The organism is Klebsiella sp. HMSC16A12, assembly GCF_001808265.1.
In the GTDB taxonomy this organism is placed as follows: domain Bacteria; phylum Pseudomonadota; class Gammaproteobacteria; order Enterobacterales; family Enterobacteriaceae; genus Klebsiella; species Klebsiella pneumoniae.
Window position 1 is genome coordinate 57,198 of the sequence record NZ_KV792568.1, and the last position, 16,437, is coordinate 73,634.

Annotated in this window: 18 protein-coding genes; 8 read left to right on the forward strand and 10 right to left on the reverse strand. The window is 61.5% G+C overall.

Annotated elements, in window-relative coordinates:
* Positions 1-52 precede the first annotated feature (52 nt).
* Positions 53-1,066: a LacI family DNA-binding transcriptional regulator gene (locus tag HMPREF3140_RS07905; protein WP_032412204.1), complete on the reverse strand. Its 1,014-nt coding sequence runs from the start codon at positions 1,064-1,066 to the stop codon at positions 53-55.
* 267 nt (positions 1,067-1,333) lie between these two features.
* Between HMPREF3140_RS07905 and ascF the strand changes: the two genes are divergently transcribed.
* From ascF to HMPREF3140_RS07925, 3 genes are all read left to right on the forward strand, one after another.
* Positions 1,334-2,776, forward strand: coding sequence for a PTS cellobiose/arbutin/salicin transporter subunit IIBC (gene ascF, locus HMPREF3140_RS07915; protein ID WP_002914879.1), 1,443 nt, complete (start codon positions 1,334-1,336; stop codon positions 2,774-2,776).
* Positions 2,777-2,802: 26 nt separating this feature from the next.
* On the forward strand, positions 2,803-4,227 hold the full coding sequence (locus HMPREF3140_RS07920) for a 6-phospho-beta-glucosidase (RefSeq protein WP_023286813.1): 1,425 nt from the start codon (positions 2,803-2,805) through the stop codon (positions 4,225-4,227).
* A gap of 181 nt (positions 4,228-4,408) precedes the next feature.
* Positions 4,409-4,717, forward strand: coding sequence for a SymE family type I addiction module toxin (locus tag HMPREF3140_RS07925; RefSeq protein WP_002914883.1), 309 nt, complete (start codon positions 4,409-4,411; stop codon positions 4,715-4,717).
* Here the strand turns inward: HMPREF3140_RS07925 and hycI are convergent.
* The 9 genes from hycI to hycA form a co-directional block, all read right to left on the reverse strand.
* Complete coding sequence (hycI, locus tag HMPREF3140_RS07930) at positions 4,714-5,184, reverse strand: hydrogenase maturation peptidase HycI (protein WP_032412209.1); 471 nt, start codon at positions 5,182-5,184, stop codon at positions 4,714-4,716. The genes HMPREF3140_RS07925 and hycI overlap by 4 nt on opposite strands.
* Positions 5,177-5,587 (reverse strand): formate hydrogenlyase maturation HycH family protein, encoded by a 411-nt coding sequence (locus tag HMPREF3140_RS07935; RefSeq protein WP_002914887.1) that lies wholly within the window; start codon positions 5,585-5,587, stop codon positions 5,177-5,179. Before HMPREF3140_RS07935 ends, hycI begins: the two co-directional genes overlap by 8 nt.
* On the reverse strand, positions 5,584-6,351 hold the full coding sequence (locus tag HMPREF3140_RS07940; protein WP_002914891.1) for an NADH-quinone oxidoreductase subunit B family protein: 768 nt from the start codon (positions 6,349-6,351) through the stop codon (positions 5,584-5,586). The genes HMPREF3140_RS07935 and HMPREF3140_RS07940 overlap by 4 nt, the downstream gene beginning before the upstream one ends.
* Positions 6,351-6,893 carry a formate hydrogenlyase complex iron-sulfur subunit gene (locus HMPREF3140_RS07945; protein ID WP_032412212.1) on the reverse strand — a complete coding sequence of 181 codons (543 nt, stop codon included), beginning with the start codon at positions 6,891-6,893 and terminating at the stop codon, positions 6,351-6,353. Before HMPREF3140_RS07945 ends, HMPREF3140_RS07940 begins: the two co-directional genes overlap by 1 nt.
* A gap of 9 nt (positions 6,894-6,902) precedes the next feature.
* The gene (hycE, locus tag HMPREF3140_RS07950; RefSeq protein WP_070552909.1) at positions 6,903-8,612 is read right to left on the reverse strand and encodes a formate hydrogenlyase subunit HycE; all 1,710 of its coding nucleotides are present in this window, start codon (positions 8,610-8,612) and stop codon (positions 6,903-6,905) included.
* 16 nt (positions 8,613-8,628) lie between these two features.
* A complete protein-coding gene (locus HMPREF3140_RS07955) occupies positions 8,629-9,552 on the reverse strand; it encodes a respiratory chain complex I subunit 1 family protein (RefSeq protein ID WP_004149485.1) in 924 nt (307 codons plus the stop codon).
* A gap of 2 nt (positions 9,553-9,554) precedes the next feature.
* Positions 9,555-11,381, reverse strand: a complete 1,827-nt coding sequence (gene hycC, locus HMPREF3140_RS07960) for a formate hydrogenlyase subunit 3 (protein WP_004890213.1) — start codon at positions 11,379-11,381, stop codon at positions 9,555-9,557.
* Positions 11,378-11,986, reverse strand: coding sequence for a 4Fe-4S dicluster domain-containing protein (locus HMPREF3140_RS07965; protein ID WP_004151047.1), 609 nt, complete (start codon positions 11,984-11,986; stop codon positions 11,378-11,380). The genes hycC and HMPREF3140_RS07965 overlap by 4 nt, the downstream gene beginning before the upstream one ends.
* Positions 11,987-12,068: 82 nt before the next feature.
* A complete protein-coding gene (gene hycA, locus HMPREF3140_RS07970) occupies positions 12,069-12,518 on the reverse strand; it encodes a formate hydrogenlyase regulator HycA (RefSeq protein ID WP_070552910.1) in 450 nt (149 codons plus the stop codon).
* Positions 12,519-12,727: 209 nt separating this feature from the next.
* On the opposite strand from hycA, the gene hypA reads away from it, so the two are divergent.
* From hypA to hypE, 5 genes are read left to right on the forward strand one after another with little or no spacing between them, the layout of a single operon-like run.
* The gene (gene hypA, locus HMPREF3140_RS07975; RefSeq protein WP_004145778.1) at positions 12,728-13,072 is read left to right on the forward strand and encodes a hydrogenase maturation nickel metallochaperone HypA; all 345 of its coding nucleotides are present in this window, start codon (positions 12,728-12,730) and stop codon (positions 13,070-13,072) included.
* Between the two features lie 3 nt (positions 13,073-13,075).
* Positions 13,076-13,948 carry a hydrogenase nickel incorporation protein HypB gene (gene hypB / locus HMPREF3140_RS07980; RefSeq protein WP_004890205.1) on the forward strand — a complete coding sequence of 291 codons (873 nt, stop codon included), beginning with the start codon at positions 13,076-13,078 and terminating at the stop codon, positions 13,946-13,948.
* Positions 13,939-14,211: a HypC/HybG/HupF family hydrogenase formation chaperone gene (locus tag HMPREF3140_RS07985; protein WP_002914934.1), complete on the forward strand. Its 273-nt coding sequence runs from the start codon at positions 13,939-13,941 to the stop codon at positions 14,209-14,211. Before hypB ends, HMPREF3140_RS07985 begins: the two co-directional genes overlap by 10 nt.
* Positions 14,211-15,332, forward strand: a complete 1,122-nt coding sequence (gene hypD / locus HMPREF3140_RS07990; RefSeq protein ID WP_032412213.1) for a hydrogenase formation protein HypD — start codon at positions 14,211-14,213, stop codon at positions 15,330-15,332. Before HMPREF3140_RS07985 ends, hypD begins: the two co-directional genes overlap by 1 nt.
* A complete protein-coding gene (gene hypE / locus HMPREF3140_RS07995; protein WP_004174678.1) occupies positions 15,329-16,339 on the forward strand; it encodes a hydrogenase expression/formation protein HypE in 1,011 nt (336 codons plus the stop codon). Before hypD ends, hypE begins: the two co-directional genes overlap by 4 nt.
* Positions 16,340-16,437: the final 98 nt, after the last annotated feature.

Consider the following 16,437-nt stretch of genomic DNA (forward strand, 5'->3'; position numbering starts at 1 on the left):
TATAGCTGCGGTTTGCTGTCATCGTCAGTAGTGACGATGACAGCTGACGACGTCAGGCACAGGGGCCCGCCACCAGCGACTCGCGTTCAATCAGCGCTCCGGGAAAGCTTTGCTGAAAGTTGAATTCCCCGCCATCCAGCATAAAGATCAGCCGATTGATGCTCTCTTTAATCATCTCCGTCACCGGCACCCGGACGCTGGCGAGCGACGGCACCATATACGGCGCAAGAGCAATATCGTCAAACCCCACCACCGAGACCTGTTCTGGCACCTTAACGCCCAGCTGGTGAAGCTGCTTCATCGCCCCGATGGCCATATCGTCATTGCTCGCCACCAGCGCGCTGTAGGTAACCCCGCGCTGACGCAGGCTCTCCACCCCCGCCGCCCCGGTTTCCGGCGTCCAGCGCCCTTCGGCGATAAGCGCCTCGTTCAGGGCGATGCCGTGGCCAGCCAGCGCGTCTTTGTAGCCGGCGAGGCGTTCGACGCCGGTGGGAGAGTCAAGGGAGCCGGTAATAAAGGCGATATCGCGATGGCCAAGCGCAATCAGCCGCTCCACTACCCGCATCGCCGAGGCTTTTTGATCGGACCAGACGCAGTGGCTGGCGTGGCGGCGCAGGCGGCGATTAAGCACCATGATCGGCTGCGAGTGGTTCTCAACGATATCGTCCATCTCATCAACGGTGAGAAAGCGCGGGTAGATGATGATCGCATCGCAGCGCAGATCCAGCAGGTACTGGATCGCCTCCCGCTCCTCTTGCGCGCTGTGCTTGCCGTCGGCCAGGATCAGCTGCCGCCCTTTATCCTCCGTCATCCGCGCCACGTGATACAGCAGTTCGCTAAAATAGACGCCGTGGTACAGGGTATTGGTCACCACCAGGCCGAGGGTTTGCGTGGTTTTGGTCGCCAGGTTGCGCGCCAGCAGATTAGGCCGGTAGCCGCTCTCCGCCACCGCCTTAAACACCCGGTCTTTGGTCTCCTGGCTGACATAGCCGTTGCCCGACAGCACCCGCGAAACGGTCGCCTTCGATACCCCCGCGCGCTTTGCGACCTCCAGCATCGTTGCCATGTGATTCTTCCTGTTGCAAAAGTTGCAGGCAGTGTACTGCACGTTTCCCGCTTTTACAGCATTCCCCTGTTCACCAACGCGATCCGGCTCACGGCGACGCTTAGCGATCAAAATCACAAAATTGAGATCATATTTTTTTATTTCTTGTGAAATTAAATGAAACTCACCATGATTTTGTGGAACCGGTTTCCTATAAAAACATGGTATCGCCCGGCGATGCGGGGCGGTGGCAGATCAGTACCCTATTGATAAACAGGATAAAATCCGATGTCGAAAAATTATGCAGCCCTGGCGCAACAGATAGTCGCGGCAATCGGCGGGGTCGACAACGTCGCCGCCGTTACCCACTGCATGACCCGTCTGCGCTTCGTGGTTAAAGACGACGAACAGGTCGATAGCTCTACCCTGAAAGGCCTGGCCGGGGTGCTCGGCGTCGTGCGCAGCGATAACCAGTGCCAGGTGATCATCGGCAACACTGTCTCCCAGGCCTACCGCGAGGTGGTGAATCTGCTGCCAGGCGACCTGCGCCCGGCTGAGCCGCAGGGCAAAGCGCCGCTGACCCTGAAACGCATCGGCGCCGGGATCCTCGACGCGCTGATCGGCACCATGTCCCCGCTGATCCCGGCGATTATCGGCGGATCGATGGTCAAGCTGCTGGCGATGATCCTCGAGATGAGCGGCGCGTTGCCGAAAGGCTCGCCGACGCTGACCCTGCTGGCGCTTATCGGCGACGGCGCATTTTTCTTCCTGCCGCTGATGGTGGCCGCCTCCGCGGCGGTGAAATTCAAAACTAATATGTCGCTGGCTATCGCCATCGCCGGGGTGCTGGTGCATCCTGGGTTTATCGAATTGATGGCCAAAGCCGCCCAGGGAGAACACGTTGAATTCGCCTTTATTCCGGTTACCGCGGTGAAATACACCTACACGGTGATCCCGGCGCTGGTGATGACCTGGTGCCTGTCGTATATCGAGCGCTGGGTGGATCGCATTACCCCGGCGGTGACGAAAAACTTTCTGAAGCCGATGCTGATCGTGCTGATCGCCGCCCCGCTGGCGATCCTGCTGATTGGCCCGCTGGGCATCTGGATCGGCAGCGCCATTTCCGCGCTGGTGTATACGATCCACAGCTATCTCGGCTGGCTGTCGGTGGCGATCATGGGCGGGCTGTGGCCGCTGTTGGTGATGACCGGTATGCACCGCGTCTTTACGCCGACCATCATTCAGACCATCGCCGAAACCGGCAAAGAGGGTATGGTGATGCCGTCGGAGATCGGCGCCAACCTGTCGCTCGGCGGCTCTTCGCTGGCGGTAGCGTGGAAAACCAAAAACCCGGAGCTGCGCCAGACGGCGCTGGCCGCCGCGGCATCGGCGATTCTGGCCGGGATTTCCGAACCGGCGCTGTACGGCGTGGCGGTGCGCCTGAAGCGCCCGCTGATCGCCAGCTTAATCAGCGGCTTTATCTGCGGCGCGGTGGCAGGCATTGCCGGACTGGCCAGCCATTCGATGGCGGCGCCGGGGCTGTTTACCAGCGTGCAGTTTTTCGATCCGGCCAATCCAATGACCATCGTCTGGGTGTTTGGCGTGATGGCGCTGTCGGTGGTGCTGTCGTTTGCCCTGACGCTGATCCTTGGCTTTGAGGACATTCCCGTTGAGCAGGCCGCTGCCGACGCCAGAGCGCGCCAGGCCCGGGCCCAGGCATCCCACGCCTGAATACACTATTGATAATGAGGTAATGCATGGCGAGTTTCCCACAGGGATTTTTATGGGGCGGCGCACTGGCCGCCAACCAGTCTGAAGGCGCTTATCTTGAAGGCGGTAAGGGGCTGACCACCGTGGATACCCTTCCCCACGGCGCCCATCGCCTGCCGGTAAAATTAGGCCTGGAGAAGCGCTTTACGCTGCGTGAAGACGAATTTTACCCCAGCCACCAGGCGATCGATTTTTACCATCGCTATAAAGAAGATATCGCCCTGATGGCCGAGATGGGGTTCAGCGTCTTTCGCACCTCCATCGCCTGGAGCCGCCTGTTCCCACGCGGCGACGAACAGCAGCCGAATCCGCAGGGCATCGCCTTCTATCGCTCACTGTTCGAGGAGTGCAAAAAGCACGGTATCGAGCCGCTGGTCACCCTGTGCCATTTTGACGTGCCGATGCATCTGGTGATGGAGTACGGCTCCTGGCGCAACCGCAAAATGGTGGATTTTTTCAGCCACTACGCCCGCACCTGCTTTGAAGCTTTTGACGGCCTGGTGAAATACTGGCTCACCTTCAATGAAATCAACATCATGCTGCACAGCCCCTACTCCGGCGCCGGTCTGGTGTTTGAGGAGGGAGAAAATCAGGAGCAGGTGAAGTATCAGGCCGCGCATCACGAGCTGGTGGCCAGCGCGCTGGCGACGAAAATCGCCCATGAGATTAACCCGCAAAATCAGGTCGGCTGTATGCTGGCCGGCGGTAATTTCTACCCTTACTCCTGCAAGCCGGAAGATGTATGGATGGCGCTGGAGAAGGACCGCGAAAACCTGTTCTTTATCGATGTCCAGGCCCGCGGCGCCTATCCGGTGTGGGCCGCGCGGGTGTTCCGGGAAAAAGGGGTCACGATTGCGAAACAGCCGGGCGATGACGAGATCCTAAAAAACACCGTCGATTTCGTCTCCTTTAGCTACTACGCGTCGCGCTGCGCCTCGGCGGAGATGAACGCCAGCAACACCAATGCCGCCAACATCGTCAAGTCGCTGAAGAACCCGCACATTCCGGCCAGCGAATGGGGCTGGGGCATCGACCCGCTGGGCCTGCGCATCACCATGAACATGATGTACGACCGCTATCAGAAACCGCTGTTCCTGGTGGAAAACGGGCTTGGCGCCCGCGATGAGATCGATGCCAATGGGGACATCAATGACGACTATCGCATCAGCTACCTGCGCGAGCACATCAGGGCAATGCGCGATGCTATCGGCGACGGCATTCCGGTAATGGGTTACACCAGCTGGGGCTGCATCGATCTGGTCTCGGCGTCCACCGGCGAGATGAGCAAGCGCTACGGCTTTGTCTATGTCGATCGCGACGATGCCGGCAACGGCTCCCTGGCGCGTAAGCGTAAAAAGTCATTCTTCTGGTACCAGAAGGTGATAGCCAGTAACGGCGCCGATCTCGACTAAGCACCCTCGCCCACGCGCGCCCGTTCCCCGCGATAACCGGGGGACGGACGTCGGCTATCTGTTGCATCCATTACATGCTTTTTTCTCGAGCCTGATTCCAGTTTCTGGTTTGCCACCTGTTTACAATAACTGGTATTTTATCCAGTACTTTTACCGGGGTATCTTCAGCAAGGAGCACATCATGAGCGCACAGCACCCTACCGCAGCCAGAGGGATAGCCAGGGCCATTCGCCAGTTAACCGTGGGATATGTCAGAAAACGCCATGAGGACCGCAAAACGCGGGAGACGCGGCGCTACACCCGCCACGCGGCATTAAGCTTAAACGGCGACTGGCTGGAGCAGGCGGGGTTTCCGGTCGGCACGCAGGTCAGAGTCTCGGTGTCGCCCGGTAAATTAGTGATAGAGAATCTTGAGCTGGCAGCGCCGGGAACGGGGCTCCCTTCCGGCCAGTCGTGCGCCGGCGGAGAGCCCGGTTCGCCGCAGGGCTAGTCGTCCGAGGCCTCCAGCTGAGTAAAGCCGCCCTTGCCCTGCCAGCCTGCCAGCTGCTGATACACCCGGGCAACGGCCTCTTTCACCGGCTGGGTCATCGGATAATAAAAACCGACGATATCCGGCTGAATGCCGAGGAAAATCACCTCGCCGACGTCTTCTTTCAGCTGATCGACCAGATAGTTGAGCGGCATGTTATGGGTGGTCATCATAAACATCTCGGCGATGTCGTCGGGATCGATGATGCGAATGTCGCCGGGGTTTAGGCCCATATCGGTGGCATCGACAATCAGCAGGCGTTCGGGGCGTAATTCGCGGATCGCCACGATGTCGTTTTCCGGCGCGCTGCCGCCGTCGATGACCACCCACTGGCCGGCCGGGTTCGCCGCGCACATCTCCGCCAGCAGCGGGCCGGCGCCGTCGTCGCCCATCATGCTGTTGCCGACACAGAGTAAAACGTCAGTCACGTAATCTCCTCACCATCAGGTAGATGGCGCTCTCCTGGTGAATATCATGCAGCATGCTGAGCAGGGTTTTGCTCCACGCCTGCTGCTGCGGGGTCTGCGCGGACTGCGCTTTATCAAAGGCGTTGGCCAGCATCGCCACATGACTGCTGTCGATGACGATTTCGCCATACTTCGGCACGCCCTCCATTTTGCGCCGCGCGGCGCTTCCGGCCTCAAGGGTGGCGATCCATGCCAGATACGCGTCCCATGGGCAGCTCAGCGCCGCCTCCAGACAGTCGATGACGCCGAGGTGGTGGCCAATCGCCAGGCTGTAATAGACCACCTGCTGCGCCTGATCCGGCGTGGCGTCGTTCTCATCAATAAATTTACGGCTCAGCTGACTGAACACCACCGTCTCGCTCATCGGATACGCGCCCCCTCGACCACCTGGTTGAGATGGGTGACGATCTCGGTCAGACGCGGATCTTTCTCCGCCTCCAGCCAGCGCAGCACCTGGCTGTCGCCCTGGCCAAGCAGACGCATATAGTCATCGGCAATCTGCCGTCCATAGCGATAGCCCGCCAGACGCCGCGCTTCGCGATCGATGCGCACCCGCAGAGGCTGCACCATATCGGCATGCAGCAGCTCGGTCGGCTGTTCGTCGAGCTCACCCGGCAGACGGGCATGAATTTTCTGCTCCAGCAGGCCAAGCGCCATGGCGAAGCCGTACAGCGTGGCGGCTGGCGTCGGCGGGCAGCCCGGAATATAGACGTCGACCGGTACGATTTTATCGGTACCGCCCCAGACGCAGTACAGGTCGTGGAAGATGCCGCCGCTGTTGCCGCAGGCGCCGTAGGAGATACAGATCTTCGGATCCGGCGCCGACTGCCAGGCGCGCAGCGCCGGGGAGCGCATCGCGCGAGTCACTGCCCCGGTAAACAACAGAATATCGGCATGGCGCGGCGAAGGCACCACCTTAATCCCGAAGCGTTCAGCGTCGAACAGCGGCGAAAGGGTGGCGAAAATTTCGATTTCGCAGCCGTTGCAGCCGCCACAGTCGACGCGGTAGACGTAGGCCGAACGTTTAATCTTCTTCAGTAGCGAGGCCTTCATGCTGGCGATGGATTCATCCACCGTCATCGGCACGGGAATACCGTTTTCATCGCGCGGGCCAAGTAAAGTGCTCATCAGCTGGCCTCCCTCATGTGGCGGGTCAGTTCAATACGATCGGACGGCACCAGGCATTTCTGGCGCTTGCATTCCGGGCAGGTTTCGAAGCTTTCGCGGTGCAGCTCGGCGCGGGTATCGCCGTTATGCTTGAGCAGCGCGATGGCGTAGTCGATCTCCTTCTGCACCGCGAACGGACGCTGGCACTCCCGGCAGTGGCAGATAGTGAAGCGCGACTGCTGGAGGAAATCCTCTTTCTTCCACACCGCCAGCTCATACTCCGGCGACAGCTTAATCGCCGCCGTCGGGCACACCTCTTCACAGCGACCGCAGAAGATGCAGCGCCCGAGGTTAAACTGCCACGCCAGCTGGTTAGTGGCCAGATCGATCTCGACCGTCAGGGCGTTCGACGGGCAGGCGTTCACGCAGGCCGCGCAGCCGATACACTGCTGTGGCGTATGCTCCGGCTTGCCGCGAAAGTTTTTGTCTACCGGCATCGGCTCCAGCGGGTAGGCGTGCGTCGCGGTGCCGGTCTTAATAACTTTTTTAATAAAGGTAAACATGGCGATTCCTTATTTCAGCGGCGAGTTTTTACGCTCGATGCTGTAGCGCTCCAGCTCTTTGTATGGCACCACTTTGCTCTTCTTCTTGCGTACATCGACCACGGTCATGCGGTCAGTACAGGAGTAGCACGGGTCGAGGCTGCCGATGATCAGCGGCGCATCGGAAACGGTGTTGCCGCGCAGCATATAGCGCAGGGTCGGCCAGTTGGCGTAAGTCGCCGCCCGGCAGCGCCAGCGGTACAGTTTCTGGTTGTCGCCGGTCATGCTCCAGTGGATATCGTCGCCGCGCGGCGCCTCGGAGAAGCCCAGCGCGAAGCGGTGCGGAATATAGGTGAACCCCTCCACCATCAGCGGGCCGCCCGGCAGGTTATCGAGACCGAAATCAATCATATTCAGCGCGGTGTAAACCTCGTTGATCCGCACCTTGAGGCGAGATATCACGTCGCAGCCCTGTTCGCTGTGAACTTCCATCGGCAGCAGGCCGTAACCGACAAACGGGTGGTCGGCGCGGGTGTCGCGGGCGTGGCCGCTGGCGCGCACCATCGGGCCGACGTTGCTGAAGTCGCGGGCGATTTCCGGGTCCAGACGGCCAATACCGACGGTACGCTGTTCCATATTCGGCGTGCTGAGCAGCATATCCACCAGCTCCTGCACGTCGCGACGCATCTGCTGCGCCAGCTGACGGGTCTGGATCATGTCCTCTTTCAGCAGGTCGCGGCGGATCCCGCCGATCAGGTTCAGGCCGTAGGTTTTAGGCGCGCCGGTAAGGATCTCTGCCATCTTCATCGAGGTTTCGCGCACGCGGAAGAACTGCATAAAGCCGGAATCAAAGCCGGTAAAGTGGCAGGCCAGACCGAGGTTCAGCAGGTGCGAGTGCAGGCGTTCCACCTCCAGCAGAATGGCGCGGATCATCTGCGCCCGCTCCGGCACCACGATGCCCATCGCGTTCTCCACCGAGGTGGTGTAAGCGGTGCTGTGGGCGAAGCCGCAGATGCCGCACACCCGGTCCGACAGGAAGGTCACTTCGTTATAACCCATGCGGGTTTCCGCCAGCTTTTCCATCCCGCGATGGACGTAGAACAGGCGGTAGTCGGCGTCGATAATGTTCTCGCCGTCAACGAACAGGCGGAAGTGGCCAGGTTCATCAGAGGTGACGTGCAGCGGGCCAATCGGCACCACGTTGTTTTTCTTGCTGCCGAGCTCGTTAATAAACTCGTAGGTTTCGGCGTCGGTGGTCGGCGCCGGACGCTGGCGATAATCCATGCTGTCTTTGCGCAGCGGATAGAGTTCGTCCGGCCAGTCGTCCGGCAGCACCAGCCGGCGTTCGTCCGGCAGGCCGACCGGCACCAGGCCGTACATATCACGCACTTCGCGCTCGCCCCATACCGCCGCCGGGACGCGCGGCGTCACCGACGGGTATTCCGGTTTGTTGGCGTCCACTTCCACGCGCACGGTGATCCAGCATTTGGTGCCCTGCTCCATCGACAGCACGTAATAGACCGCGTAGTGGCCGTTGAGCTTACGTTCATCGTTGCCGAACAGCACCGACAGCCAGCCGCCCTGCTGGTAGTAGAGAAACTCCACCACTTCCGGCAGGTAGTTGACCTTCACGGTGATGGTTAACTGGTCTTTAGTCTGCCAGGCTTCGTCCAGCACCACGCCGGGAAAGGCCTGGTGCAGCGCCGCAAGGTAGTGTTGACCGATTTTTTCTTCAGACATGCTCAAACTCTCTTAATCACGCCACCAGCAAGGAGACGAAAGCTAAAAAGGCGAAACCAAACCCGGCCCAGGTGACGCGGGAGGTGGCACAAAAACGCAGACGCGCCATGCTGTTTTCAAACAGCGCGATAATTAGCACCCCAACCACCAGCTTAACGATGGCGACCACCAGCGCCAGCAGCAGGCCGCCGACGCTGAAGCTGGTCATCTGGCCCCACGGAAAGAAGACCCCGACAAACATCTGCAGCACCACCAGCTGTTTGAGGCTGATGCCCCACTTCAGGATGCCAAAGCCGCTGCCGCTGTATTCCGACAGCGGCCCTTCCTGCAGCTCCTGCTCCGCTTCCGCCAGATCGAACGGCAGTTTGCCCATCTCGATAAAGGTGGCGAAGGCGCAGGCGCATAACGCCAGAATCAGTGGAATGCTGCGCGCCGCCGGCCAGTGGTAAAGGGTATCGGTGATGGCGCTGATATGGGTCGAGCCGGCGACCTGCGCCGCCACCCACAGGCCCAACAGCAGGATCGGCTCCACCAGCACGCCGAGCATCGCTTCGCGACTGCTGCCCAGCGCGGTAAACGGGCTACCGGTGTCCAGACCGGAAATGGCAAAGAAGAAACGGGCGATGGCGAACAGGTAGATCAGGGTGATGAGATCCCCCAGCACCGGCAGCGGGGAGTCTACCGTCACCACCGGCAGCGCGGTGGCGATGGTCAGCATCACGCCCACCATGACGTACGGCGTCAGGCGAAACACCCAGCCCGAGGCGTCAGGACCGACGCTCTGGCGGCCCAGCAGTTTCAGGATATCGCGATACTCCTGCAGTACCCCCGGTCCACGGCGGTTATGCAGCCGCGCGCGGGCGACGCGAACGATCCCGGACAACAGCGGCGCGACGGCAAACAGCACCAGCGCCTGTAGCAATGCAATTAACAGACTCATTCTCAGGCTCCTCGCGAAATGACAATCACCACCAGCACCGCCAGCTCAACCAGCGCGATCCCGCGCAGCAGCGCCGGCGCCGAGGCCGATTGCCAGCCCGGCACCAGACGCACCGGGTTCAGCCAGTGACGCAGCTTCAGCAACGGCGCAAAGGCCTCTTTCACCGGCATGGCAAAGCCGTGGGCCGTTACCACCATCGACTGCTCGTGGTCGTAACCGCAGACCCACGCCGCGCCGCGCGAGCGCGCCGCCAGGCGATCGCCTTTAAAGAAGATCATCAGCAGGAACGGCAGCAGCGGGCAGGCAATAAGCAGCAGCGCGATCATCGGCTGCGACACCACGCTCGATACCTGCGCCTGCACCGGGAAGGCGCCGCTCACCAGCGGCAGCAGCCACGGCGCGGCGATGCCGCCAACGAGGCAGAACACCGCCGCCAGCACCACGCTCAGGGTCATCAGCCAGGGGGCGCAGGTAGCGTTTTCCGCCTCTTTCGTCCGCGGCGCGCCGAGGAAGGTCACGCCGTAGACTTTCGCCATACACATCACCGCCAGTGCGCCAGTGATCGCCAGGCCAACGGCCAGTAGCGGCCCCAGCAGACGGCCGATAAACAGGTCGCCAGTGCTCATTTTGAAGAAGGATTGATAGATAACCCACTCGCCGGCGAAGCCGTTCAGCGGCGGCAGGGCCGCCATTGCCATCAGCCCCACCAGCATGGCGAGGGAGATCAGCGGCATTTTTTTACCGATGCCGCCCAGCTTCTCGATATCGCGATGACCGGTGCGGAACCACACCGCTCCGGCACCGAGGAACAGCGTGGTTTTGAACAGGCTGTGGTTAATCAGGTGATACATGCCGCCGATAAAGCCCAGCACCATCAGCGTGCTGTTGCGGGTCGCCACGCCGGTGACGAAGGCGCCCAGCCCCAGCAGGATAATGCCGATATTCTCCAGGGTGTGATAGGCCAGCAGGCGCTGAATGTTATGCTCCATCAGCGCATACAGTCCGCCGATAAAGGCGGTGATCATCCCCAGCGCCAGCAGCATCACGCCCCACCACAGCGGCGGCACGCCGCCGGCCAGCGAAACGGTCAGCATGCCGTACAGACCAACCTTCATTACCACCGTGGAAAACAGCGCGGCGGCCGGCGCGCTGGCCCCGGCGTGAGCCTGCGGCGCCCAGCCGTGCAGCGGGATCGCCCCGGCCAGCAGGGCGAACCCCACCAGACCCGGCAGCCAGAGCAGCGGGTTCTGCATCATATCCACCGCCTGAAGGTTGATCTGCGCCAGCTCGAGGGTGCCGTAGGTTGACCACACCAGCCAGCAGGTCCAGGCCATCAGCAGAGTACCGAGACGCCCCAGGGCAAACCACAGCTTACCGGAGGCGGCGCAGCCGGTAAGAAACGCCGCGCAGAGCGCCATGATCTCCGCCATCACCACCAGTGAACCGATATTGGTCACCACCACCGCGCAGGTCGCGGCGGCCAGCAGCAGGTTGACCAGCGGGCCGTTGGCCTTCACCTGCGGGTGGCGATGCCAGCTAATATTAAACAGCGACACCGGCAGCGCCGACAGGCCGATGGCCAGCAGCCACAGCGCGTTGACGCCCCCCACCCGTATCGTCAGGTGGAGAAACTGCAGCATGCCGCCGTGGATCCGCTCCGGCATCAGCAGCGCGGCGCCGCCGGCGACCACCAGCATGGCGCTGGCCACCGCGCCGCCGATCCCGGCAATGGCGCCGCTGAGCGGTTTGCGCATGGCAAACAGAAAGGCCAGTACGGCGCTGGCGGCATACCACGCCACCGCCTGATTCACTAATCCAATTACACTCATTCCCTCTCCCCCTGTTGCGCCTGGAACAGCGACAAGTCGCCAAGGTCGGTATTAAAGGTCAGCTGGCGTTTACGCTTGCTGGCCTGGGCGATATCACGGCTATCCACCAGCATCAGCGCGTTGGTCGGACAGGTCCGCACGCAGGCCGGGCCCTGGTCATCGAAGTGGCAGAGGTCGCATTTCACGGCAATAGCGCGCACGCCCGGTACCCAGTCGAGCAGCGAGCTGACGCGCGCCGGCGCCGGCGGCGCGGGGGGCGCCAGCCGGGTATTGGCATTCGCCGGGATATCCAGCGGGCGGCTGCCGGAAAATTCAATGGCGCCGAACGGGCAGGCAATGCCGCACAGTTTGCAGCTTACGCACAGGCTCTCGTTGAGCTGGACCGCGCCATCGACGCGCTGGATGGCGTTAACCGGGCAGACGGTGGCGCAGGGAGCATCTTCACAGTGGTGGCACATCTGCGGTGCCGATTCTTTTTCATTACGCATCACCTGCAGCCGCGGCATAGCCTGCAGGCCGTGCTGGCGATGCGTCTCAGAGCAGGCGGCTTCGCAGGTGCGGCAGCCGATACAGACAGTGGAGTCAGCAATTACAAAACGGTTCACCGGGTCATCCTCGGGTGAAAGTCATTTTTGACGAAATCAGGTTGCGCAGGTGTCATTTTCGACACGTGTCGACACCTTACGATCAGTGGGTCAGCGCCAGATGGCTTAAATCCACCGGTTGGTCTTGTTCCATGGCGTCATACAGACGGTCATAGACGGTGGCGATAATCGCCAGATAGTGCTCCAGCACCTGGTCGCGGGAGCGGTTGCTGATGCGGCCGTCCACCGTGCCATCCATTGCGAGGGTGGCCTGAGCAATCAGATACTTATCACCGCCGTTTTTGTTTTCGACGTAGTACTCGATGGTGTGGCTGTTGAAGCCTTCCGCGAGGGCGACGAACACCTGAAAATGGCCGAACAGCACGAAGCACAGCTCTTTGTCCGGCGCGCAGCTCATCGCGTGATGCAGGCGGGCCTTCGACAAGGTGATCCCCTGAACCAGCGAGTTACAGTAGATGTGCCACTGCTCCTGCTGCCGCCGGTGACGGTCGGCGATGTAATCCGCCTTTTCACTTATTTCCCAAATAGTCATATCGGTTTCTCCGTAGCATGAGATGCACCCTCTAAGCATTTTTCATGCCAGGTTTTATTTAATTGATTTAACTATGTTTTTGTATAGACCTCTGCCGATACGACATGTCGATGACAGCCCCGGGGCGTCGACATCGACATTGACTGCCACGACGATTTCATTCTGGCATCGTTATTGCATAGAAGGCGCATCGCGATACGGAGGCGACTATGCACGAAATCACCCTCAGCCAGCGGGCGCTGGAAATTATTGAACAACAGGCGCAGCAGGCCGGCGCGCGGCGGGTTACCGGCGTGTGGCTTAAGGTCGGCGCATTTTCCTGCGTGGAAGCCAGCGCCCTGACCTTCTGCTTTGAGCTGGTCTGCCGCGGCACGCTGGCGGAGGGGTGCGAACTGCATATCACCGAACAACAGGCTGAATGCTGGTGCGATCGCTGTCAGCAGTACGTCCATCTTGTCTCGCAGCACGTTCGCCGCTGCCCGCACTGCAATAACGACCAGCTGCAGATCGTGGCGGATGACGGCTTACAGATTCAGCGTTTAGAATTGGAGTAAATTATGTGTACAACATGCGGCTGTGGCGAAGGCAACCTCTATATTGAAGGAGACGAACGAAACCCGCATTCCGCGTTCCGCAGCGCCCCCTTCGCGCCCGCCCCACGCCAGACGATGACCATCACCGGTGTCAAAATCGACCACTTCGCCCCCACCCGCACGCCAGAGGGCGACCTGCATTACGGCCACGGCGAAGCGGGTACCCACGCCCCGGGGCAGAGCCAGCGGCGGATGCTGGAAGTGGAGATCGACGTGCTGGATAAAAACAACCGCCTGGCGGCACGCAACCGCGCACGCTTCGCAGCAAAACAGCAGCTGGTGCTGAATCTGGTTTCCAGCCCCGGCTCCGGCAAAACCACCCTGCTCACCGAAACCCTCACCCGGCTGAAAGGACGCGCCGACTGCGCGGTGATTGAAGGCGATCAGCAAACGGTCAATGACGCCGCCCGCATTCGCGCCACCGGCACCCCGGCGATTCAGGTCAATACCGGGAAAGGCTGCCATCTCGACGCCCAGATGATCGCCGACGCCGCCCCGCGCCTGCCGCTGGCTGACCGCGGCATTCTGTTTATCGAAAACGTCGGCAACCTGGTCTGCCCGGCCAGCTTTGATCTCGGCGAGCGCCATAAGGTGGCGGTGCTGTCGGTCACCGAAGGCGAAGACAAACCGCTGAAGTATCCGCATATGTTCGCCGCCGCCAGCCTGATGCTGCTCAACAAAGTCGACCTGCTGCCGTATCTCAATTTCGACGTTGAGCGGTGCCTGGCCTGCGCCCGCGAGGTCAATCCGCATATTGAAATTATTCTTGTCTCCGCCACCAGCGGCGAAGGCATGGAGCAGTGGCTCACCTGGCTGGAGACGCAGCGATGTGCATAGGCATTCCGGGACAAATTTGCGCCATCGACGGCGTGCTGGCGAAGGTGGAAGTTTGCGGTATTCAGCGCGACGTCGACCTGACGCTGGTCGGCGCCGTTGATGAGCAGGGCCAGCCGCGGCTCGGCCAGTGGGTGCTGGTGCACGTCGGCTTCGCCATGAGCGTCATTAATGAAGCCGAAGCCCGCGACACCCTCGAGGCGCTGCAAAATATGTTTGACGTGGAGCCGGACGTCGGCGCGCTGCTGTACGGCGAGGAACGATAATGCGTTACGTAGATGAATACCGCGCCCCCGAACAGGTGATGCAGCTGGTGGCCCATCTTCAGCAGCGTGCTCTTCTGCTGCCGCACACCGCCGCGCGACCGCTGCGCATCATGGAGGTCTGCGGCGGCCATACCCATGCCATTTTTAAATTCGGGCTCGACCAGCTGTTGCCGGAGAACATCGAATTTATTCATGGTCCCGGCTGCCCGGTGTGCGTCCTGCCGATGGGGCGCATCGACGCCTGCATTGAGATTGCCAGCCGCCCGGGAGTGATCTTCTGCACCTTCGGCGACGCCATGCGCGTGCCGGGTAAAAACGGCTCGCTTCTGCAGGCGAAAGCCCGCGGCGCCGATGTCCGCATCGTTTACTCGCCGATGGACGCTCTGCGGCTGGCGCAGCAAAATCCGCAGCGCGAGGTGGTCTTTTTTGGTCTTGGTTTCGAAACCACCATGCCCGCTACCGCCCTGACCCTGCGTCAGGCGCGAGAGCGCAACGTCGATAACTTCTACTTTTTCTGCCAGCACATCACCCTGCTGCCGACCCTGCGCAGCCTGCTGGACCAGCCGGACAACAGTATCGACGCCTTTCTCGCCCCGGGCCACGTCAGTATGGTGATCGGCACCGAGGCCTACGGCTTTATCGCCAGCGACTATCACCGTCCTTTAGTGGTCGCCGGTTTCGAACCGCTTGATCTACTGCAAGGCGCGGTGATGCTGGTTGAGCAGACAATAGCGCAGCGCAGCGATGTGGAAAATCAGTACCGTCGCGTGGTGCCGGATGAGGGCAACCCGCTGGCGCAGGCGGCGATGGCCGACGTCTTCCGCCTGGATGGCGACAGCGAATGGCGCGGCCTGGGGGTCATCAGCGACTCCGGCGTGCAGCTTACGCCAGCCTATCAGCGCTTCGATGCCGAGGCGCATTTTCGCCCGGCGCCGCAGCGCGTGTGCGACGACCCGCGCGCCCGCTGCGGCGAGGTGCTGACCGGCCGCTGTAAACCGCACCAGTGCCCGCTCTTCGCCAGCACCTGCAATCCACAAAGCGCCTTTGGCGCGCTAATGGTCTCCTCTGAAGGGGCCTGCGCCGCCTGGTATCAATATCGCAGTCAGGAAAATGAAGTATGAAAAGCGTCCAGTTAGCCCACGGTAGCGGGGGACAGGCAATGCAGCAGCTGATCGGCGACCTGTTTATGCAGGCCTTCGCCAACCCCTGGCTGGCGGAGCAGGAGGATCAGGCGCGCCTCGATCTGGCGGCGCTCGCCGCCCAGGGGGACCGCCTCGCCTTCTCCACCGACAGCTACGTGATTGACCCGCTGTTCTTTCCCGGCGGCAATATCGGCAAGCTTGCCGTCTGCGGTACCGCCAACGATGTGGCGGTCAGCGGCGCCATCCCGCGCTATCTTTCCTGCGGCTTTATTCTCGAAGAGGGGCTGGAGATGGCCACCCTGGAAGCGGTGGTCGCCAGCATGGCCGACACCGCCCGGGCGGCAGGGATCGCCATCGTCACCGGCGACACTAAAGTGGTGCCGCGCGGCGCGGCGGATAAGCTGTTTATTAACACCGCCGGCATCGGCGCCATCCCGGCGGACGTTCACTGGGGGACGCAGCAGATTAGCGCCGGTGATGTGCTGCTGGTCAGCGGCACGCTGGGGGATCATGGCGCCACCATCCTTAACCTGCGCGAGCAGATGGGGCTGGACGGCGCGCTGTCCAGCGACTGCGCGGTGCTGACGCCGCTTATCCAGACCCTGCGCCCGCTGAGCGGAGTGAAAGCCCTGCGCGACGCCACCCGCGGCGGGGTTAACGCGGTCGCCCATGAGTTCGCCGCCGCCAGCGGCTGCGGCATCGAACTGCAGGAGGCAACGCTGCCGGTCAACGACACGGTGCGCGGCGTCTGCGAGCTGCTTGGTCTGGACGCCCTGAACTTCGCCAATGAAGGCAAGCTGGTGCTCGCCGTCGCCCGCGACGAGGCGGAAAACGTGCTGGCGCATTTGCGGTCTCACGCGTTAGGACGCGATGCGGCGATAATCGGCGAAGTGGTCGTCCGCCCGGGCGTACGTTCCGTTGGGCTGTACGGCGTGAAGCGGACGCTCGATCTTCCCCACGCCGAACCGCTGCCGAGAATTTGTTAACGACGGCATCGGGTCCCGGATAGCGGCTGGCGCCTTTTCCGGGCTACAAAACTGCGCGCACATGTAGCCCGGCTAAGCGCAGCGCGAGCCGGGAAAAA